This window comes from Clostridium moutaii (assembly GCF_041205085.1).
In the GTDB taxonomy this organism is placed as follows: Bacteria; Bacillota; Clostridia; order Clostridiales; family Clostridiaceae; genus Clostridium_B; species Clostridium_B moutaii.
In genome coordinates this window covers 59818-81180 of sequence record NZ_JBGEWD010000002.1, presented here as the reverse complement: position 1 = coordinate 81180, position 21363 = coordinate 59818, and the positions used below count along the sequence as shown (strand labels likewise).

At 34.5% G+C, this 21363-nt stretch carries 18 protein-coding genes; all 18 read left to right on the top strand.

Annotation, left to right across the window (positions count from 1 at the left end; translation table 11 throughout):
* Positions 1 to 5: 5 nt before the first annotated feature.
* The 18 genes from AB8U03_RS03085 (at position 6) to murB (ending at position 21351) form a co-directional block, all read left to right on the top strand.
* A complete protein-coding gene (locus AB8U03_RS03085) occupies positions 6 to 614 on the top strand; it encodes a germination lipoprotein GerS-related protein (RefSeq protein ID WP_369703084.1) in 609 nt (202 codons plus the stop codon).
* 110 nt (positions 615 to 724) lie between these two features.
* A complete protein-coding gene (gene alr / locus AB8U03_RS03080) occupies positions 725 to 1891 on the top strand; it encodes an alanine racemase (RefSeq protein ID WP_369703083.1) in 1167 nt (388 codons plus the stop codon).
* Between the two features lie 615 nt (positions 1892 to 2506).
* Entirely contained in the window at positions 2507 to 2827 is a 321-nt protein-coding gene (locus tag AB8U03_RS03075) for a CopG family ribbon-helix-helix protein (protein WP_369703082.1), read from the top strand.
* Complete coding sequence (locus AB8U03_RS03070) at positions 2787 to 3137, top strand: type II toxin-antitoxin system PemK/MazF family toxin (RefSeq protein ID WP_369703081.1); 351 nt, start codon at positions 2787 to 2789, stop codon at positions 3135 to 3137. Before AB8U03_RS03075 ends, AB8U03_RS03070 begins: the two co-directional genes overlap by 41 nt.
* 210 nt (positions 3138 to 3347) lie before the next feature.
* The gene (locus AB8U03_RS03065; protein ID WP_369703080.1) at positions 3348 to 4172 is read left to right on the top strand and encodes a transketolase; all 825 of its coding nucleotides are present in this window, start codon (positions 3348 to 3350) and stop codon (positions 4170 to 4172) included.
* Positions 4172 to 5113, top strand: a complete 942-nt coding sequence (locus AB8U03_RS03060) for a transketolase family protein (RefSeq protein ID WP_369703079.1) — start codon at positions 4172 to 4174, stop codon at positions 5111 to 5113. Before AB8U03_RS03065 ends, AB8U03_RS03060 begins: the two co-directional genes overlap by 1 nt.
* Before the next feature lie 151 nt (positions 5114 to 5264).
* A complete protein-coding gene (ftsE, locus tag AB8U03_RS03055; RefSeq protein ID WP_369703078.1) occupies positions 5265 to 5951 on the top strand; it encodes a cell division ATP-binding protein FtsE in 687 nt (228 codons plus the stop codon).
* A complete protein-coding gene (gene ftsX / locus AB8U03_RS03050) occupies positions 5941 to 6831 on the top strand; it encodes a permease-like cell division protein FtsX (RefSeq protein WP_369703077.1) in 891 nt (296 codons plus the stop codon). Before ftsE ends, ftsX begins: the two co-directional genes overlap by 11 nt.
* Positions 6832 to 7023: 192 nt before the next feature.
* Positions 7024 to 8199, top strand: a complete 1176-nt coding sequence (locus AB8U03_RS03045; protein WP_369703076.1) for a S41 family peptidase — start codon at positions 7024 to 7026, stop codon at positions 8197 to 8199.
* A 113-nt stretch (positions 8200 to 8312) separates the two neighbouring features.
* Positions 8313 to 9602 (top strand): PDZ domain-containing protein, encoded by a 1290-nt coding sequence (locus AB8U03_RS03040; RefSeq protein WP_369703075.1) that lies wholly within the window; start codon positions 8313 to 8315, stop codon positions 9600 to 9602.
* A 4-nt stretch (positions 9603 to 9606) separates the two neighbouring features.
* Positions 9607 to 11598, top strand: a complete 1992-nt coding sequence (gene uvrB, locus AB8U03_RS03035) for an excinuclease ABC subunit UvrB (protein ID WP_369703074.1) — start codon at positions 9607 to 9609, stop codon at positions 11596 to 11598.
* Between the two features lie 31 nt (positions 11599 to 11629).
* Positions 11630 to 14452: an excinuclease ABC subunit UvrA gene (gene uvrA / locus AB8U03_RS03030; protein ID WP_369703073.1), complete on the top strand. Its 2823-nt coding sequence runs from the start codon at positions 11630 to 11632 to the stop codon at positions 14450 to 14452.
* A gap of 70 nt (positions 14453 to 14522) precedes the next feature.
* Positions 14523 to 14963 (top strand): FHA domain-containing protein, encoded by a 441-nt coding sequence (locus AB8U03_RS03025; RefSeq protein ID WP_369703072.1) that lies wholly within the window; start codon positions 14523 to 14525, stop codon positions 14961 to 14963.
* Positions 14964 to 15043: 80 nt separating this feature from the next.
* Positions 15044 to 16246 carry an FtsW/RodA/SpoVE family cell cycle protein gene (locus AB8U03_RS03020; protein ID WP_369703071.1) on the top strand — a complete coding sequence of 401 codons (1203 nt, stop codon included), beginning with the start codon at positions 15044 to 15046 and terminating at the stop codon, positions 16244 to 16246.
* Between the two features lie 4 nt (positions 16247 to 16250).
* Positions 16251 to 17678 (top strand): peptidoglycan D,D-transpeptidase FtsI family protein, encoded by a 1428-nt coding sequence (locus AB8U03_RS03015; RefSeq protein ID WP_369703070.1) that lies wholly within the window; start codon positions 16251 to 16253, stop codon positions 17676 to 17678.
* A gap of 143 nt (positions 17679 to 17821) precedes the next feature.
* The gene (locus tag AB8U03_RS03010) at positions 17822 to 18430 is read left to right on the top strand and encodes a metal-dependent hydrolase (RefSeq protein WP_369703069.1); all 609 of its coding nucleotides are present in this window, start codon (positions 17822 to 17824) and stop codon (positions 18428 to 18430) included.
* Positions 18431 to 18447: 17 nt separating this feature from the next.
* Positions 18448 to 20316 (top strand): excinuclease ABC subunit UvrC, encoded by a 1869-nt coding sequence (gene uvrC / locus AB8U03_RS03005; protein WP_369703068.1) that lies wholly within the window; start codon positions 18448 to 18450, stop codon positions 20314 to 20316.
* 120 nt (positions 20317 to 20436) lie between these two features.
* Positions 20437 to 21351 (top strand): UDP-N-acetylmuramate dehydrogenase, encoded by a 915-nt coding sequence (gene murB / locus AB8U03_RS03000; RefSeq protein ID WP_369703067.1) that lies wholly within the window; start codon positions 20437 to 20439, stop codon positions 21349 to 21351.
* The last annotated feature ends 12 nt before the right edge of the window (positions 21352 to 21363 follow it).

The following is a 21363-nucleotide window of genomic DNA, read 5'->3' as shown; positions in this document are numbered from 1 at the left end:
CAGGCATGAGAAAAAAACTGTTAATACTAATAGGCATATCTTTTGTTTTACTTATTATCTTTTTATTTCAAGGGAGAGATATTCAAGATACGGAGAAAATAATATATTATTTAAAAGATTTGGATAGTTATAGCTGCAATGTCAATATTCGAATAGAAAATGACAAGCAGCAGATAAATTACAGTGGTAAACAGTATTATGACAGCAGATATGGAGATAGATTTGATTTAGGCAAAGATAGAATAATTGTCTACAAGGGAAATAAGATTTTTATTAAAGATGTTAATAATGGAGAGAAATACAGTATGGACAAAAATTTCAACAGTTTGTTTAAGTTCTGTTTTATAGAAGAGTATATATCACTTCTTTATACCAACGAAAAAATTGATAACTCTTTTAAAAAAATAAATAATGAACAGTATCAAATTGTGCATTTGGATATACCAGGTAATAATAAAAATATAAGTAAGGCTGAATTATACGTGAATTTAAAACATAATATACCAACTTACCTGAAAATATGTGATTCTAATGGTAAAAACAGAATAGATGTGGAATATACTGATTTCAAAGCAGATCCAGAATTGAAGGAGGATATGTTTAAGGTAAGCTAGCTTTGAAGTAAATTATATTCACAATTTTTATGAAAAAGGTATATAATTGATTTAGCATGTTAAAATTGTTTATTTTTATTCAATCAATTATGTATAGAGGTGATATATTTATGTTTAAAAATCATAGACCGGTATGGGAGGAAGTCAATTTAGATAATCTTGCATACAATATAGGTCAGATAAAATTGAAAGTAGGCAACAAGAGATTAATAGGAGTTGTTAAAGCTGATGCTTATGGACATGGAGCTGTAGAAGTTTCCCAGGTTCTGCTTGAAAATGGAGTGGAAAGACTGGCAGTAGCTGTTTTGGATGAAGCAATAGAGCTCAGGCAAAACGGGATTAAAGCACCTATAATGGTACTTGGTATACTACCCCCTACCCTTATTGATGACATAGTGGATTATGGTATAGAATCAATAGCTCCTTCATACGAATATGCCTGTCAGTTATCTAAGACAGCTGCAGATAAGGGAAAAATTGCAAAAATACACATTGCTCTGGATACGGGAATGGGCAGAATAGGATTTTTGATAAATGATGATAGTGTGGATGAAATTTATAAAATAAGTCAATTGCCAAACATAGAAATACAAAGCTTGTTCTCACATTTTTCCACAGCAGATGAGTTTGATAAAACATATTCTCATGAACAATTTGAAAAATATAAATTGCTTTACAACAAGCTGGTAGAAAGAAATGTAAAGATAAATATGAGAGATATAGCCAATAGTGCCGCTATAATGGAACTTCCGGATACCTATTGTGACTCAGTTAGACCCGGAATAATAATTTATGGTTATTATCCTTCCAATGAGGTAGACAAGAACCAGTTGAGCATAAAACCTCTTATGACCTTAAAAGCCAATGTAGTTCATGTAAAAACCATGGAAATTGGACAATATGTAGGATATGGAAGAAAGTTTAAATCCGAAAGAAAAAGTGTAATTGCAACTTTGCCTATAGGGTATGCAGATGGATATAGCAGAATGTTGTTTGGAAAGGCCAAAGTTATAATTAATGGAAAATTTGCTCCTGTAGTGGGAAACATATGCATGGATCAATGTATGGTGGATGTCACTGATGCAGGTGAAGTCAATGAGGGAGACGAAGTTGTGCTTATAGGGGAGAAAGATGGCCTCAGGTTTAATGCAGAGGATGTAGCACAAATCCTTGGAACTATAAGCTATGAGGTGCTTTGCATGATGAGCAAGAGGATTCCAAGAGTGTATATAAAAAACGGCAAGGTAATAAAAGTTAAAAACTACTTAATCAAGTGATAAAAATGGCTGCCGGCATTTCCATAAACCGGCAGCATATGTTACTGAATTGTTAAATCAAAATTACATATATGAATTATAATAACTCTTGTACACAGCCTTTGTGATAATTTATATAATTATGTAATATGTGCCTCAGGGTTGTATTATTTAATAAATCAAGTATACATTACTTTCATATATAACAAAATTATGAATATAAATTTAAAAATTGGTACAATATAATAACATGAATATATGAAATTATATCTATATTTAATATAGTATTACATAATTATTATGATTAGTTAATGCCTGATTAATATTGATTTTTCCAACGCAAGCATTCATTTGCAATATGTATGGGTGCGGTTTACAAATATTATAAATAAATTGATACATACAATATTTAAATTAATATCTGAAAATTTTTACATATAAATTATAATATGCTTAAGTGAGAATATTGAAAAGCTATATTAGAATAATTATAGAGATAAAAAGCCCTATGTAAAAAAATACAAGTAGAAAAATGATGAAATTGTACATAATTTCTTTGACATGATTGCAGATCTGGTACTATAATTGGATTGTGTATATCTTTTGCTTAGGGTAATAGGAGGTATTAATTTGTATATGTCAAATTCTAAAAGATTAGTAATAAACCTCTCAGAAACACTATATAATGAATTCAACAAGGCACTTAAGGAAGATTGCAAAAAAAGAAGTGAATTTATTAGAGAAGTTATCATATTATATATTAGTGAGAAAAAAAGGTTGAATAGAATATCAGAAATGGAAAAAGGATATAGGGAAATGGCACAACTTAATCTTGAATTTTCAGAAATGGGCTTTGCAAGTGACATGAAGGAATTTAAAGAATATGAAGCGAAGCTTTCGGAGAGTGATTTGCCAGATGACAACAATAGTGAAAAGAGGAGATATATTTTATGCTGATCTAAGCCCTGTAGTTGGGTCCGAACAAGGGGGGGTAAGGCCTGTTATTATCATACAAAATGATGTTGGTAATAAATATAGTCCAACCGTAATTGTTGCAGCTATTACCTCTCAGATAAATAAAGCAAAACTTCCGACTCATGTAGAAATATCTTCAGAGGCCTATGGTCTTAATAAAGATTCGGTAGTATTGCTGGAACAGATAAGAACTCTGGATAAAAGAAGATTAAAAGAAAAAATTGGTCATATGACAGATAATGATATGAAAAAAGTAGATAATGCACTTTTGGTAAGTGTTGGGCTTCAATGAGTTTTCAGTTGAATCCCAATAGCTTATAATTTTCTATAATTTTAATTTGGACATGGAACCTGGGTTCAGGTTTTTATTGTTGATTATAAGCCCCGGTGTTTAAAAACACAGGGGCAAAGTTTTACGTCTTTCATATATGTTAAAATAGAAATTTTGTGTTAAAATAAAATTATAGTTTTTCATTAGTAGTATCAGTAGGAGGTTGAAGTTGTGAAAAAAAACATAGAAGAGCTTAAGAAGGTTGCGTCAATTATAAGAAAAGACATAATAAAGATGCTGACCGAGGCTGGCTCAGGTCATCCAGGCGGTTCACTGTCGGCAGTGGAAATTTTAACTACATTATATTTTTATGAAATGAATGTTGATCCGGAAAAGGCTAGAGATTTAAATAGAGATAGATTTGTATTGTCAAAAGGGCATGCTGCTCCTGTACTGTACAGTGCTCTTGCTAGAAGGGGATATTTTAATGTAGAGGAATTAAAATCGCTTAGAAAGCTTGGTTCAATGCTTCAAGGACATCCTAATATGAATGAGGTCCCTGGAGTTGACATGTCTACAGGATCTCTAGGTCAGGGAGTGTCTGCAGCCGTTGGAATGGCACTAGGCGGTAAGATTGATAAAAAGAATTATAGAGTTTATACTTTATTGGGAGACGGAGAACTTGAAGAAGGTGAAGTCTGGGAAGCCTCTATGGCTGCAGCTCATTATAAGCTGGATAATTTGACGGCTTTTGTAGATGCCAATGGACTTCAGATAGATGGTACCTGTGAAGAGGTTATGTCTGCTTATCCTATTGGAGACAAATTCAAAGCATTTAAATGGCATGTTATAGAGGTTGATGGACATGATTTCAAGCAGCTCATAGATGCTGTTGAAGAAGCAAAATCAACTAAAGACAAACCAACTGTAATAGTCTGCAAGACTATTAAGGGCAAAGGAGTATCCTTTATGGAAAATCAAGTGGGATGGCATGGTTCGGCACCTAATATGGAACAATGTGAAGAAGCTTTAAAGGATATAGGAGGTGAAAAATAATGCCAAATAAAATAGCTACTAGAGAAGCTTATGGAAAAACCTTGGTGGAATTGGGAGCTGAAAATGAGAAAATAGTGGTTTTTGATGCGGATCTTTCAAAATCTACCAAAACTGCCGGATTTAAAAAAGCATATCCGGAAAGATTTATGGATATGGGAATAGCGGAAGCCAATATGATGGCAGCAGCAGCTGGAATATCCACCTGTGATAAAATACCTTTTGTAAGCACTTTTGCCATGTTTGCAACTGGAAGAGCTTTTGAACAGGTGAGAAATTCTATATGCTATCCAAATTTAAATGTTAAAATATGCGCTACTCATGCAGGAATTACTGTAGGAGAAGATGGAGCCTCCCATCAGTCTATAGAAGATGTATCACTTATGAGAAGCATACCTAATATGACAGTTATTTGTCCTAGTGATGCAGTGGAAACAGAAGCCGCAGTTAAAGCCGCAGCTGAAATGAAGGGACCTTGTTATATTAGACTTGGAAGATCAAAGGTATCTGTTATAAACGACAATGAAGATTACAAGTTTGAGATTGGAAAGGCTGTAAGACTGAGAGAAGGCAAAGATGCAGCTATCATCGCCACTGGAATAATGGTTGATGCAGCATTGGAAGCCTATAATACCCTGGCAGAAGAGGGAATAAAAGTATCAGTTTTAAATATTCATACAATAAAGCCCATAGATAAAGAGGCGATAGTCAAAGTTGCCAGACAAGCTGGTGTGGTTATAACGGCAGAAGAGCATAGTATTATTGGTGGATTGGGCTCTGCCGTATGTGAGGTTTTAAGCGAAAATCTGCCTACACCAGTTATAAGAGTAGGTGTCAAAGATACTTTTGGAGAAAGTGGAAAGCCGGAAGAACTTTTAAAAGCTTATGGATTGACTGGGGACCATATAGTGAAGGCTGTTAAAAAGGGATTGACCTTAAAGTAGATATGGTAAGGGTGTTATATGCAAGTTGTATAACACCCTTTTATTAATAATAATTTCATATAATTAACTTTTGGTTTTTTTCATTATTATGATATAATGGTCTTTGTAATGTACAAGCGTAGAAACTTGTTAAATATAAGGAGAGGTTTAGATGATACAGTTTAAAAACGTGAGCAAGGTTTACAATAGCAACATATTTGCATTATCTAATATAAATTTAGATATTCAAAAAGGAGAGTTTGTGTTTTTAGTTGGGCCTAGCGGTGCGGGAAAAACTACATTTGTGAAGACTATTTTAAAGGAAATTGAACCTACAACTGGAAGTATAATAGTTAATAATGTAGATATTACGAATTTAAAGAGAAGTCAAATACCTTTATATCGAAGAAAATTAGGAGTCGTTTTTCAAGATTTCAGGTTAATACCCACTCTCAATGTTTATGAAAATGTAGCTTTTGCTATGAGGGTCATTGAGTCTCCTTCAAGAGAAATAAGAAAAAAGGTTCCTATTGTATTGTCATTGGTTGGATTGGCTAATAAATATAAATCTTTTCCACACGAGCTTTCAGGAGGAGAACAACAGAGAATTTCCCTGGCAAGAGCCATAGTAAATAATCCATCCATATTAATAGCAGATGAACCTACAGGAAATTTGGATCCGGATACTTCAATGGATATAATGGACACTATAAATGATATAAATAAAGCTGGAACAACGGTATTAATGGCAACCCATGCAAGCAATATAGTAAATTCTATGAGAAAAAGAGTTATAGCAATAGAAAAAGGTATTATAGTAAGAGATGAGCAAAGGGGTGCATACGGTTATGAGGATTAATACCATGAGTTTTTTTATAAAGGATGCATTTAGAAGTTTAAGGAGAAATAAGACTATAAGTATAGCAGCAGCAGCAACAGTGGCGGCTACACTTTTTATATTTGGCATATCTATGCTTACAATGTTGAATATAAAGCAGGGAATATTGGAGATACAATCCAAGGTAGAAGTAAAAGTGTATTTGCAGGATAACATAACTACCCCTCAAAAAAGAAATATTGAAAATAAGATAAAGAGTGTAGATGGAGTAGTTAGTCTGGATTATGAAACAAAATCTCAAGCACTGAATAAATTTAAAAATCAACTGGGAGATCAGAATAAATCATTGGTGGAGGGATTGGATAAGGACAATCCAATTCCAGGTTCATATATAGTTAAGGTTGATAAGCCGGAAATTATCTCCACGGTAGTGAACAAGATAAATGGAATGCAGGGAATATATAGCATTCAGGATGGAAGAGGTATTGTAGACAAAATTATAACTATAACCAGAACTATAAAGTGGGCAGGAAGTATTATATTTATAATGCTTATTGGAGTTTCACTGTTTTTAATAGGAAATACCATAAAGATAACAGTTTATTCGAGAAGAAAAGAAATAGGCATAATGAAATATATTGGAGCTACGGATTGGTTCATAAGATGGCCTTTTATTATAGAAGGTATTATAATAGGTGTAATTGGGGCAATAATTTCCAATGTGGTACTGTATTATCTCTACAGGATAGTCTATGCCAAAGCTGCATCTGCATTTATAATGATGCAATTGATAAGTCCTCAGTATGTAATTACCAGTATTTTGGGCCTGTTTGTCCTGGCGGGTATAATCATAGGTGCAGCAGGAAGTGTAATGTCTATTAGAAAATTTTTAAATGTTTAAATTAATATAGCAGCTGTTCACTTGAAGGGTTGTTTCAAAATTTATTTTGAAACAACCCTTAGCTTTATAACTGTATTGCTAAAGTATTTATAAATATTTCTGCAAATTTATTTTTTTTAGTGTTATAATTATTTAAGATTTACATAAATACTATATAGTGTAGTGAATGTTTCAGAAAACGAGGTGGATAATTTGAAGAGTAGGAAAAAGTGGATAATCTGGACTGTAGTTGTTGTACTTGTGACAAATATTCTTACAATGTTTGGAACTACTAGTTTTATAAAAAGTACTCAGGGCAATGCAATAGGAGAGTTTTCAAAGTTATTTGAGGTTAGAAATCAGATATATAAATATTATGATGGCCCCATAAATGACAATGCACTGGTGGAGGGAGCCATTAAAGGAATGACTTCATCATTAAATGATCCATATACTGTATTTATGAATAAAAAAGAATATGATGATTTTAATGTTCAAACTGAGGGAAATTATAGCGGCATAGGTGTTCAAGTTATAACAAAAGATAACAATATTGTGATAGCGGGTGTATTTGACAACTCGCCTTCGAAAAAGGCCGGAATAATTGCAAATGATATAATTCAGAAGGTGAATGGAACTGCTGTAAGTGGAAAAGATGTGGATAAAGCTGTATCCCTTATGAAAGGCAAGGAAAATACAGAGGTTACTCTCACGTTGTATAGGAAGAATAAAGGCAGTTTTGATGTAAAGGTCAATAGACAGAAAATAGATATCTCTACAGTAACTGGTGAAATGCTTCAGGGTAACATAGGGTATATTCAAGTATCCATGTTTGACCAAAACACGGCTAAAAGTTTTAAGAACCAATTGGATAAATTGAAGGGTCAGGGAATGAAGTCTTTGATTGTAGATTTAAGAGATAATCCAGGTGGGCTTTTGGATCAATGTGTAGACATGGTTTCCAATTTTGTACCGAAAGACAAGGTAATAGTTTCAACCGTAGATAAATATAATAATAAAAAGGAATATAAATCAAAAGGCGGGGATTTTAATAATCTACCTTTGACTATACTTACCAATGGAAATACAGCTAGTGCTTCAGAAATATTTTCAGGAGCAGTGAGAGATTATAAACTTGGGACTTTAGTTGGAGAAAAGACTTATGGAAAGGGAGTCGTTCAGACCGTACTGGACACGGGAGATGGTACTGCACTTAAAGTCACCATATCCAAATACTATACTCCAAATGGTGAGAATATACACAAAAAGGGAATAAAACCTGATGTAAAAGTGGTATATCCGGAAACTCTCAAAAATTCCCCTTACGATAGAAACAAAGATCCGCAATTTAATAAAGCTTTGGATATAGCAAAAAGTAAAATAAAATAGAATTATAAATAATTTTGACGATTAATGAATATATAATTATAATATATTTGGGATTTTAAGTTAGACAGGTAAATTCTGTCTAACTTAGTTTATGGAGAGGGGAATTAGTTTTAATGATATTATTGTACACGTTGAAATCTATAGCTTTTGCACTAACGGAGCCATACCTGGTGTTAGTTTTAGCTATTCTGGTGTTTACATTATATAGGAAAAATAAACAGACAGTTATAATGCAAAAAATGATAATTGGAGAAGGAATTAATTCTCCTTTTGAACTTACAATATCTCAAATTGTAATAGGAATTTTTGGAGGTATACTGGCAAGTGTTATTATGTCCTATCTAGGGATAGTTTTTGACGAGAATTCAGCTGTGGATTTAATATTTTTAGCATCTATAGTCTTTATGTTTTTTAACTTAAGATTTATATGCTTTTCTTATTCTGGAGCAATATTGGGATTCCTAAGTCTTATATTGGCAATATCAGCGCAGACTTTCAATATTCCCAGTTTGGATTTTTTAAAAATAGATGTAGTGGCACTTATGAGTATGGTGGCTATATTGCATTTTGTAGAGGGAGTTCTGATTATATTGGATGGAAAAACAGGGGCAATTCCTGTTTTTTCAAGTAAAAATGGAAGTATAATAGGAGGATTTGCCCTCCAAAGATATTGGACGATTCCAGTTGCCATATTTTTTATTATTCACAATAAATCCATGATAGGCAGCTCATGGCAGGTATCTGTTCCTGGATGGTGGCCGTTGATAAACAGTTCCATACCATATAATGTTTTAAAAAGTGCAATAGTATCCTTAATACCATTTTATGCAGTAATGGGATATAACAGCGTAACTTTTACAAGGAATACCAAAGAAAAGTCGTTTATATCAGGTGGGCTTACAATAGGATACAGCATTGCTTTGCTGGGTATGGCACAGCTTGCAGTTTTAAACATCTGGTTAAAATTTTTGGTAGTGATATTTGCGCCAATAGCTCATGAGGGAGTTATAATGCTGCAGAGATATTTGGAAATGAAAAAAATGCCGAAATATGTAAGTAGCAGTGAAGGTATTATGGTACTTGCGGTGGCACCTAGTTCTCCAGCTAATGAAATGGGAATTAAAACCGGAGATTTACTGGTTGAAATAAACAATGAGAAAATCCAAAATGAGGATAAAATAGCAGAAGTTATTAGAGAATGTTCAAGTTTCATATGGTTTAAAGTAAAAAAGGCAGCTGGAAATTTTGAACAGGTTAGCTATAGTAAAATGAACAGTGATAAAAAATTGGGAATAGTATTCGTACCCAGAAAAATACCACCTAACAGCATGGTGGTAAAATTGGATAAAAATAAATTTTCTGACGTACTAGACAAGATAAAAAATAAAGATAAGGATGATTAAAAAAATGGGAACATTTAAAATACATTCTAAGTTTAAACCTACAGGTGATCAGCCTGAAGCTATAGATAACATAACAAGAGGTATTTTAAAAGAAGATAAATTTCAGACATTACTTGGGGTAACTGGTTCAGGCAAGACTTTTACCATGGCAAATATAATACAAAAAGTACAAAAGCCGGCCCTTGTACTTGCCCATAATAAAACACTGGCATCACAGCTATGTTCAGAATTTAGAGAATTTTTTCCTGAAAATAGCATAGAGTATTTTGTTTCTTATTATGATTATTATCAACCGGAAGCTTATATACCTCAGACGGATACCTATATAGAAAAGGATGCATCAATAAATGATGAGATTGATAAATTAAGGCATTCTGCCACATCTGCCCTTCTTGAAAGAAGAGATGTAATAGTGGTGGCTTCTGTATCTTGTATTTATGGACTTGGTAATCCAGAAGAGTATAAGAAATTGACATTGTCCTTAAGACCGGGCATGATAAAAAACAGGGATGATGTGTTGAAAAAATTAGTGGAGATACAATATGAAAGGAATGATATAAACTTTATAAGGGGAACCTTTAGAGTAAAGGGAGATATAGTTGATATATTTCCGGCTTCATCTACGGATCATGGAATAAGGGTGGAGTTTTTTGGAGATGAAATTGATAGGGTAAGGGAATTTGATGTTTTGACGGGAAAAACCATTGGAATTAGAAATCATGTTTCTATATTTCCTGCATCCCATTTTGCCACTTCTAAGGAAAGACTTGAAATAGCTATAAAAAAAATAGAGGAAGAACTTGAAGACAGGCTTGTGGAACTTACGTCTCAGGATAAGTTGCTTGAGGCCCAGAGATTAAAACAGAGAACTAATTTTGATATAGAAATGATGCGTGAAGTGGGATATTGCAGTGGAATTGAAAATTATTCCAGAATATTGGACGGAAGGGCAAAGGGCAGCCCTCCTCAGACTCTCATAGATTATTTTCCAAAAGATTTTTTGCTTTTTATAGATGAAAGTCACGTTACACTTCCACAGGTTAAGGCCATGTATGCAGGAGACAGATCCAGAAAAGATTCTCTGGTGCAATATGGATTCAGGCTCCCATCTGCTTATGACAACAGGCCTCTTAAATTTCAGGAATTTGAAAAAAAAATAAACCAGGTTGTGTTTGTAAGTGCCACTCCTTCAGACTATGAATTAGAACATTCCCAAAATGTAGTTCAGCAGATATTAAGACCTACTGGCCTTTTGGATCCGGAAATTATAGTAAAACCTATTAAAGGTCAGATAGATGATCTTTACAACAGCATACAGGAAACTGCTGCCCGTGGTTACAGAACTCTTGTCACCACTCTTACGAAGAAAATGGCAGAGGATTTGACGGATTATTTTAAGGATATGAATGTAAGGGCAAGATACCTTCATTCTGGTATAACTACTATAGATAGAATGAAAATAATAAGAGATTTGAGAAAAGGTGAATTTGACGTTTTAGTGGGAATCAATCTTTTAAGAGAGGGACTTGATATACCGGAAGTTGCGTTGGTTGCCATTTTGGATGCGGATAAAGAGGGATTTTTAAGATCGGAAAGATCTCTCATACAGACCATAGGAAGGGCAGCCAGAAATTCTGAAAGCAAGGTTATAATGTATGCGGATACTATTACAAATTCCATGGATAAGGCTATAGGTGAAACAAAAAGAAGAAGAAGAATACAAATGGACTATAATAAAAAAAATGGTATTATACCACAAACTATCCATAAGGATATCAGGGAAGTTATAGAATCAACTATGGTTTTAGAAGAGAAACAGGAATATAATAGTTTGAAAGAGGCTGTAAAAGCAGATAATGAAAAAATAGAGGAACTTATAAAAGCCCATGAAAAGCAAATGAGATCAGCAGCTAAGGAACTTAGATTTGAAGAAGCTGCAAAATTAAGAGATATAATAACAACGTTGAAGAAACAGAAAAATAAGAAACCTATGTAAAGAGAATTAAAATACCTAAGGAGTTAAACCAATGAAAGATAGCATAGTGATAAAAGGCGCCAAAGTCCATAATTTGAAAAATATCAGCTTAACTATACCAAGGGACAAATTAATAGTTTTTACCGGCCTTTCAGGATCGGGAAAATCTTCATTGGCCTTTGATACTTTGTACGCAGAAGGGCAGAGAAGGTATGTGGAATCATTGTCTGCCTATGCCAGGCAATTTTTAGGTCAGATGGATAAACCGGATGTAGAATATATTGAAGGATTGTCACCTGCTATATCCATAGATCAAAAGACAACCAGCAGGAATCCACGTTCTACAGTTGGGACGGTTACTGAAATATATGATTATCTGAGACTTTTGTATGCACGTATAGGTGTACCTCATTGTCCAAAGTGCGGCAAGGAAATAACTCAGCAAACTGTAGATCAGATGGTAGACAGAATTATGAGTATGTCTGAAAAAACCAGGATACAGGTACTTTCGCCCATAGTAAAAGGACGAAAAGGCGAGCATGTAAAAGTATTAGAAAGCATAGTAAAAAATGGATTTGTAAGGGCAAGAATTGACGGAGTTACAGTAGATCTGGAAGATGAAGAAGTAAAACTGGAGAAGAATAAAAAGCATACCATTGAAGTAGTAGTAGACAGACTTATAATCAAAGAGGAAATAAGGAGCAGATTGGCAGGTTCCATAGAAACTGCACTTAAATTGTCAGATGGTGTAGTTATAATAAATATTGTAGATGGGGAAGATATGCTTTTCAGTGAAAAGTTTGCATGTCCTGATTGTGGTATAAGTATAGAAGAAATTACTCCCAGGACCTTTTCTTTCAACTCACCTTTTGGAAAATGTGATACCTGTGACGGACTTGGAACTTTACTGGAGATAGACAGTAATCTGGTCATACCCGACAAAAAAAAGAGTATTTTGGACGGAGCCGTCATGCCCTGGGGGGAAGGAAGCTTAAAAGAGGATTCCTGGACTTTCAGCATATTAAAGGCCCTTTCCAGCAAATACAGGTTTAAATTGGATACCCCTATAGAAAAACTCAGTCCTAAGGTTTTAGATATACTTTTGTATGGACTGCGGGGAGAGAAGATAAGAGTTAAATATAAAAAGGAAAATAGAATAATGGAATTCAATCATTCCTTTGAAGGTATAGTGAATAATTTAAAGAGAAGATACATGGAGACAAATTCCGATTATATAAAAAGGGAAGTAGAAAATTACATGAGTGACAATCCATGCCCATCCTGTAAGGGAGCTCGATTGAATCCAGGTGCACTGTCTGTTACAGTGGGAGGAAAGAACATATTTGAATTCTGCAGTATGTCTATAAAAGACGAGCTGAAATTTTTCAAGGAGATAAATCTGTCGGAGAAGGATAAGATCATAAGCGATCAGGTGCTTAAAGAAATAAACAACAGGCTTGAATTTTTAATAGATGTAGGGTTGGATTATTTGACTCTTTCAAGAACAGCTGGAACTTTGTCAGGAGGAGAAGCCCAGAGAATAAGACTTGCAACACAAATAGGCTCCGGACTGGTAGGTGTGCTTTATATATTGGATGAACCCAGTATAGGGCTTCATCAGAGAGACAATGACAGGCTTATTGCCACATTGAAGCATTTAAGGGATTTGGGAAACACCCTCATAGTTGTGGAACATGATGAAGATACCATGAAACAGGCAGATTTCATAGTAGACATAGGACCTGGGGCAGGAGAACACGGTGGAGAGGTAGTTGCAGCAGGACCCATTTCAGATATTATGAATTGTAAGAGATCCATAACGGGGCAGTATTTGACAGGCAGGAAAAAAATAGAGGTCCCAAAGTACAGAAGAGAAGGCAATGGAAAATATATAAAAATATTAGGGGCCAGACAAAATAATTTGAAAAATATAAATGTGGATTTTCCACTGGGAATATTTAATTGTGTTACCGGCGTATCTGGTTCGGGAAAAAGCACCTTGGTAAATGAGATATTGTATAAAGCCCTGCATAAGAAGTTAAACAATTCAAGGGACAATCCAGGGGCTCATGAAAGTATTTTGGGAATAGAGAATATAGACAAAATTATAAATATAGATCAAAGCCCTATAGGAAGGACTCCCAGATCAAATCCTGCCACTTATACAGGAGTATTTGATATAATAAGAGAAGTATTTTCAAATACAGCTGAGTCTAAGATGAGAGGATATAAACCTGGAAGATTTAGTTTTAATGTGAGGGGCGGCAGATGCGAGGCCTGCGGTGGTGACGGAATAATAAAAATAGAGATGCAGTTTTTGTCGGATGTATATGTTCCATGTGAAGTATGCAAGGGGAAAAGATATAACAGGGAAACCCTTCAAGTAAAGTACAAGAATAAAAATATTGACGATGTACTGAATATGACTGTAGAAGAAGCCTTGGAATTCTTTCAAAATATACCTAGAATAAAAAATAAATTGCAGACATTGACAGATGTGGGGCTCGGATACATTAAATTAGGGCAGCCTTCCACACAACTATCTGGAGGTGAAGCCCAGAGAATTAAGTTGGCTTACGAATTGTCTAGGAGAAGTACGGGAAAGACACTGTACATATTGGACGAACCTACTACAGGGCTTCATATAGATGATGTAAGCAAGCTTATAAATATACTCCAGAGAATTGTGGATATAGGTAATACAGTGGTGGTTATAGAACACAATTTAGATGTTATAAAGTGTGCAGATTATATCATTGATCTTGGACCTGAAGGTGGGGAAAAAGGTGGTATTGTTATTTGTACCGGTACTCCAGAGCAAATAGCTGAAAATAAGAGCTCTTATACGGGACAATACTTAAAAGAAATGTTATAATTTATATAAAGGCTAGCATAGGCACACTTATAATGCTAGTCTTTCTATGTGTTAAGGAGGATACTTTTAAATGGATCTGAGTAAATTGAGTATGATTTTTAAAATTGTGATCATAGGTATAGTTTATATTATAATATTTTGGGCATTAAGAATAATGTATAAGGATATAAAAGTTGGAAGCAGAAGACCTAGGGGTGTAAGCAGAAAATCTTTTGGACTTGAAGTGGTCAATCCGGGCAAAAATTCAAATCTTAGAAAAGGTGCTGTAATTCCAGTGAGAAGGGAAATAACCGTGGGTAGGAAAAATGATAATCAGCTCATATTGGAAGATCCCTATGCATCAGGACATCATGCGAGAATATATGTAAAAAACGGGAAAGATTGTATATTGGAGGATCTGGAAAGTACCAATGGTACTCTTTTAAACGGCAAAAAACTTAGGGGAAAACATTATCTGGCTTCTGGAGATGAAATCAGAATAGGAAATACGTCTTTTAAGGTCATAGAATAATTTTATTAAAATAACTTATGGTATTTGGTGATTTTATGGATTTTTATAAAATTGCTGTAAATAGGTGGGTGGTGAAAGTATTGGACACTAGTAAGGATGAAAAAAAATTATTGAGGTATACATACCTTTTATGTTTTATATGTTTTTTCAATTTGGCAATAATAAAACAACCTTTTGATAAGGGTGCCATGGTAATGGCACTGGTAACTTGTTTACTTATAGGATATTCTTATTTTGTAATAAGAAAATTTTTCTCCGATGGAGATAAATATATATTTATCTTTTCAAGTATACTGGCAGTTATAGGCATGGTCATGCTGTACAGAATAAACATGACAGTTGCAATCAAACAGATAATTTGGTTTGCAGTAGGGGTCACAGGATTTATACTCATTGTAGTTTTAATGCCTGATACCAGTAGATTTAGCAAATATAAATACATATATCTGGTGTTTACGCTGATATTTATGGGAATGGGTAGTTTTGCAGGAACTGAAGTAAATGGTTCTAGAAACTGGGTTGATTTAGCTGGATTTCAATTTCAGCCATCGGAATTTGGAAAACTGTTTTTGGTGGCATACTTAGCTTCTGATCTAAAGGATTATAAAAATTTTAAAAACCTCATAATGCCTGCACTGGTGGTAATGGCATCTCTTGTGTTTATGGTAATTCAAAAGGATTTGGGATCCGCCCTTATATTTTTTGGAATAGCTATAACCATGCTTTATATAGCTACTTCCAAGTTCAAGTATGTAATAATCTGCTTTTTGTTATCTTCAGCAGGAGCTGTGCTAAGTTATAAATTGTTTGCTCATGTGAGAACCAGGGTCATGATATGGAAGAACCCCTGGCCCTATGCAAATGATCAAAGTTATCAAATTGTTCAGTCCATGTTTTCCATAGCATCTGGAGGGCTTACGGGAACGGGGCTGGGACTGGGTCATCCGGAATATGTGCCCATAAATACTACAGATTTTATATTTGCAGTGCTTTGTGAAGAACTTGGCATGTTGATTGGGTTTGCTATAATAATATTGTATTTTTTATTGTTTTATAGATGCATGAGAGCTGCAGTATATGGCAATGATGAATTTTCAAGACTTTTAGCCGTGGGATATAGTGCCATGATTGCATCACAGGTGCTGGTTATAGTTGGTGGTGTGATGAATGCAATTCCACTTACGGGTATAACGCTGCCTCTTGTGAGCAGGGGCGGAAGCTCCATGTTAATAACGTTTTTTTCATTGGGTATAATTCAGAAGATATCAGAAGAGGGTAGGTAGCAGCATGAATAATATATTGAATAATATAAAAAAAGTAATGCTGGTTTTTTTAATATGCTTTGTAGCACTTATTTCTTACATGACTTATTTTGAGATCTTAACAGGTCCTCAAATAGTAAACAGTCCTTACAACAGGAGATTGTGGATAAAAAGGAATGAAGTGCTTAGGGGAACCATATATGATAGAAATGGAAATGCGCTTACTAAAAGTGAACCAATAAATGCAGAAACTCAAAAGAGGGAATACACAGGAGGGGCGATGTTCGCCCATGTACTGGGATATGTTGATATTAAATATGGGATTACAGGACTTGAAAGAAAATACGATGAGGAATTGATGTCTTCAAATATTCAGGACAGTATAAAAAGCTTTATTGAAAATAAAGGCAAGGTTCAGAAGAAAGTGGGATATAGCTTGAAGACTACCTTGGATTTAGATACCCAGCAGAAGGCTTATGATTTATTGGGTGATAACAGAGGGGCAGTTGTAGCTTTAAATCCTAAAACGGGAGAAGTAATAGCTATGGTATCAAAACCTTCCTTTGATCCAAATGACCTGCAAAATACCTGGAAGCAGTTAAATGAAGATACCACCAAACCTCTTTTAAATAGAGCTACAGCAGGGCTATATCCTCCTGGTTCCACTTTTAAGACTGTAACTGCTATAAGCGCTCTGGAAAATATACCTGGTGTTCAAAACAGATATTTTCAGGATACTGGTGAGTTGCCTCTTGGAGGAGGGTATTCACTGCACAATTTTGATGGAGAAGTTCTTGGAAATATTAATTTCAAAGATGCCTATACTCATTCCAGCAATGTATATTTTGGTTCACTTGGGATTGAACTTGGTAATGACAAATTGAAACAAACTGCAGAGAAGTTGTTTTTTAACAAGGAAATTCCAACAGACGGTATACCTGTAGAGCCAAGTAAATTTCCAGCACTTAAATCCTATGAAAAGGGAAGTATAGCTCAAAGTGCCATAGGACAGAGCAGCGACTTGGCAAGTCCACTTCAAATGGCAGTGATTACAAGTACTATAGCAAACGATGGAATCTTGATGAAACCTCATTTGGTAAGTGATGTACTTACAAGTACGGGAGAAGAAGTAAAAAGTATACAGCAAGAGCAAGTAGGACAGTTGATTTCTACAGGTACAGCAGATACCATGAAGGATCTTATGAGATCTGTTGTAGAATCGGGAACAGGGATTAATGCTTCTGTGGGTGGAATACAGGTAGCTGGAAAGACAGGAACGGCGGATAATGAGTCCTTGGGCAAAAATTCGCCGCCTCATTCCTGGTTTATAGGTTTTGCACCTTATGATGATCCACAGATAGCTGTGGCAGTAATTGTAGAAAATGGAGGACAGGGAGGCAAATTAGCTGCTTCCATAGCTTCGGAAGTTATGAGAACGGCCCTTAGAAAATAATTAAAATGTAAATTACCCGGGAAATTTTGTTGTAAAAGGTGAAGCCCTTCTGAATTTAATGTTATAATATAGTCAATAAAAGGGTTATTGAAATCAAAAGGATGAAAATTGTCTAATATTATGACAGATGAGAAGGAGAAAATATGAAGGGTAAAACTCATGCAGGTATGGGGATAGTCACTTATTTATCCATTTATAACATGCTTCCGGGCAAATTTAATTATATGGGATTATTATTGGTGGCCTTTGCATCCATACTGCCGGATGTAGATCATCCTAAAAGCATGATAAACAAGTATGTGCTTCCTTTTAAAAATAAGCTTACAAAAGTTATTCTATATGGCTGTGTGGGGGTAACACTTATCTGGTATGATTATTTATATACCCATTCCCCCATAATAAAAGCTATTGGAATATCCTTTTTGATAATAGCGGTATCTTCTCATAGAAGCGGTCTCACTCACAGTTTGACGGGTATGATAATTTTCTCTTTTATTGTGGGATACCTGGGTAATATGTATAATATACACTATCTGGTGTATTATTTTATGATAGGCTATGGAATGCATTTGTTATGTGATATGGTTACAAATAAGGGAGTACCATTATTTTACCCTTTTAGAAGCAAGAAAATCAAGTTGCCTCTCACCTATAGAAGCAACTCAAAGGTTGGTTCTGCTATAGAGGAGCTTTTGATGATATTTGGACTTTTGTTTACAATATATAGACTTCCGGTTATATTTTATAAATAGTTTTAGGAGTGAATTCGGTGTTTGATTTTCAATATCAGTTAAAAGTATTGCCAGATAGACCTGGAGTATATTTGATGAAAAATTCTTTGGGAGAAATCATATATGTAGGTAAGGCAAAGATTTTAAAAAACAGAGTCAGGCAGTATTTTCAGAGTTCAAAAAATCATTCTGAAAAAGTAAAAGCCATGGTTAAACATATTTCTGAATTTGAGTATATCGTAACGGATTCAGAGATGGAAGCCCTTATTTTAGAATGTAATCTGATTAAAAAGTATAGACCACGGTATAATATACTTCTGAAGGATGATAAAAGATATCCTTTTTTAAAGATAACTGTAAATGAAGATTTCCCAAGAATAATATATGCCAGAACTGTGGCGAAGGATGGATCGAAGTATTTTGGACCTTATATAAGTCCTTCTTCTGTGTATGAGACTATGGAGATTATAAAAAAGATATTTCCCATAAGAACCTGCAGGTTTTCCATAAAAGAAGGGGAGAAAAAAACAAGACCTTGCTTGAATTATTATATAGGTCTTTGCGAGGCTCCCTGTGAAGGACATATAACTAAAGAAAAGTATAGAAGAATAGTGGATGGAGTCATAGATTTTTTATCCGGAAAAAACAGGGATATAATAAGGAATTTGAAAGCCGATATGAATTCTGCTTCAGAAAATCTTGAATTTGAAAAAGCGGCAGAACTGAGAGACAAGATACTTGCTGTGGAAAAAGTTATTGAAAAGCAGAAAATAACTACGGTTGGGTTTGAAAATGAAGATTTCATAAACATATACTCTGATGGAAAAGACAGCTGTCTGCAAGTGTTCTTCTTAAGATCCGGCAAAATAATTGGAAGAGAGCATTTTATTGTAGAAAATACAGTGGATTTGTCTCAAAGTGAAATAATGGCAAATTTTATAAAGGAGTTTTACGGAGGTGCGGCATATATAGGCAAGACTATATATGTCCCAGAGGTGGATGATATTGGTTTGCTGGAAGATTGGCTCAGCATGAAGAAAGGTTCCAATGTATACATTAAAATACCGCTGAAGGGCGACAAAAAGGCAACTTTGGATTTAGTGCAAAAAAATGCCAGGACTATGCTGCAAAACTTCAAATTAAAATTTATTCAGGATAAAAAACTATATGATACTTCACTTGAGGAGCTTTCAGAAGTACTTAAGCTGGAGGACATTCCACATAGAATAGAAGCCTACGATATATCCAATATTCAAGGGGTGGATTCAGTAGGTACAATGGTGGTGTTTGAAAATGGAAGGCCTAAAAACAGTGACTATAGGAGATTTAAAATAAACACTGTGACGGGAGCAAATGATTATGACAGCATGAGGGAAATACTTAAAAGAAGGTTTCAACATGGACTGGAGGAAATAGAGAAGATAAAGAAGAGAAATCTGGAGTTAAGTGCTGGAAAGTTCTGTGTGTTTCCTGATTTAATCCTCATGGATGGAGGAAAAGGGCAGATAAATGTAGCTCTTGAAGTATTGAAAGAGTTTAATATAGATATACCGGTGTGTGGAATGGTAAAGGATGATAGACATAGAACCAGGGGCCTTATATACAACAATGAAGAACTTCTCATAGGTCACAGTTCCAATGTAATCAAGCTTATTGCCAGAATACAGGATGAGGTTCACAGGTTTGCCATAGCATACCACAGAAGCCTTAGAAACAAGAGAGTGCTTCATTCCGTACTTGAAGACATACCCAATGTGGGAACAGCTAGAAGGAAGTCACTTTTAAAAAAATTTGGAAGTATAGAAAATATAAAAAGTGCAAATTTGGAGGAACTGGTGGCTACACCTTCTATAGATAGACATACAGCAGAGAATATAATTCTTTATTTTAAAAATGGTAAAAATTAATATATTTCAATTTAATGGGTAAAATGTAATATACACGAACATGTAGTTCTTGATTAAGGAGTATACATACATTATACTAAATATAATACTTAATTTTAATTTTCGAGGAGAATATTTACAATGAATAAGTTTAAAAATTTTGCTATAAAGTTAGAGAAAATATTGAATGAAGAGGATATAAAAATAGATGAACCTATGAAGAATCATACTTCTTTTAAGGTAGGGGGGCCTGCAGATATACTGATTACCCCCAAAAGCTTTCAACAGGTGATAGATGTTATAAATTTATGCAAGGAAGATAGTATACCCTTTTTTATAATGGGGAATGGTTCCAACTTGCTTGTGAGGGATGGCGGAATAAGAGGCATAATAATTAAACTTATAAAGTTAAATAACATTGAAGTTCAGGGAAATAAAATCACCTCAGGAAGTGGTACATCTTTAAAAAAAATCTCAACAGAAGCTTTGAACAACAGTTTAACAGGGCTTGAGTTTGCCTGCGGAATTCCCGGAAGTGTAGGTGGAGCAGTTACCATGAATGCAGGTGCCTATAATGGGGAAATCTCTAATGCAATAGAAAGTGCGAAGATCATAGATGATTGCGGAGAAGTGAAGATATTGAATAAAGAGGAATTGAAATTGGGATATAGGATGAGTTCTATATTAATGTATGGATACACCGTTTTAGAAGTGAACTTCAATTTAAAAAAGGGAGAATATGAAAAAATAAAAAATCGTATGGATGATTTAAATAGAAGAAGAAGTGAGAAACAACCACTGGAATATGCATCTGCAGGAAGTACTTTTAAAAGACCGGTGGGTCATTTTGCTGCTAAATTAATAGAAGACAGCGGGTTAAAAGGTGAGAATGTGGGAGACGCCCAGGTCTCTCAAAAACATTCAGGATTTATAATAAATAGAGGTAATGCTACTGCCAGGGATATTTTAAATTTGATAGGGATTGTACAGCGCAGAGTAAAAGAAAAATTTGATGTGAATCTTTATACCGAAGTTAGAATTATAGGAGAAGACTAAAATACAAAATTT

Excerpts from the sequence above, each read along its gene's own strand:
- AB8U03_RS03085 (WP_369703084.1), top strand. The coding sequence starts at position 6 with ATGAGAAAAAAACTGTTAATACTAATAGGCATATCTTTTGTTTTACTT.
- alr (WP_369703083.1), top strand. The coding sequence starts at position 725 with ATGTTTAAAAATCATAGACCGGTATGGGAGGAAGTCAATTTAGATAAT.
- AB8U03_RS03075 (WP_369703082.1), top strand. The coding sequence starts at position 2,507 with ATGTCAAATTCTAAAAGATTAGTAATAAACCTCTCAGAAACACTATAT.
- AB8U03_RS03070 (WP_369703081.1), top strand. The coding sequence starts at position 2,787 with ATGACAACAATAGTGAAAAGAGGAGATATATTTTATGCTGATCTAAGC.
- AB8U03_RS03060 (WP_369703079.1), top strand. The coding sequence starts at position 4,172 with ATGCCAAATAAAATAGCTACTAGAGAAGCTTATGGAAAAACCTTGGTG.
- ftsE (WP_369703078.1), top strand. The coding sequence starts at position 5,265 with ATGATACAGTTTAAAAACGTGAGCAAGGTTTACAATAGCAACATATTT.
- ftsX (WP_369703077.1), top strand. The coding sequence starts at position 5,941 with ATGAGGATTAATACCATGAGTTTTTTTATAAAGGATGCATTTAGAAGT.
- AB8U03_RS03040 (WP_369703075.1), top strand. The coding sequence starts at position 8,313 with ATGATATTATTGTACACGTTGAAATCTATAGCTTTTGCACTAACGGAG.
- uvrB (WP_369703074.1), top strand. The coding sequence starts at position 9,607 with ATGGGAACATTTAAAATACATTCTAAGTTTAAACCTACAGGTGATCAG.
- uvrA (WP_369703073.1), top strand. The coding sequence starts at position 11,630 with ATGAAAGATAGCATAGTGATAAAAGGCGCCAAAGTCCATAATTTGAAA.
- AB8U03_RS03025 (WP_369703072.1), top strand. The coding sequence starts at position 14,523 with ATGGATCTGAGTAAATTGAGTATGATTTTTAAAATTGTGATCATAGGT.
- AB8U03_RS03015 (WP_369703070.1), top strand. The coding sequence starts at position 16,251 with ATGAATAATATATTGAATAATATAAAAAAAGTAATGCTGGTTTTTTTA.
- AB8U03_RS03010 (WP_369703069.1), top strand. The coding sequence starts at position 17,822 with ATGAAGGGTAAAACTCATGCAGGTATGGGGATAGTCACTTATTTATCC.
- murB (WP_369703067.1), top strand. The coding sequence starts at position 20,437 with ATGAATAAGTTTAAAAATTTTGCTATAAAGTTAGAGAAAATATTGAAT.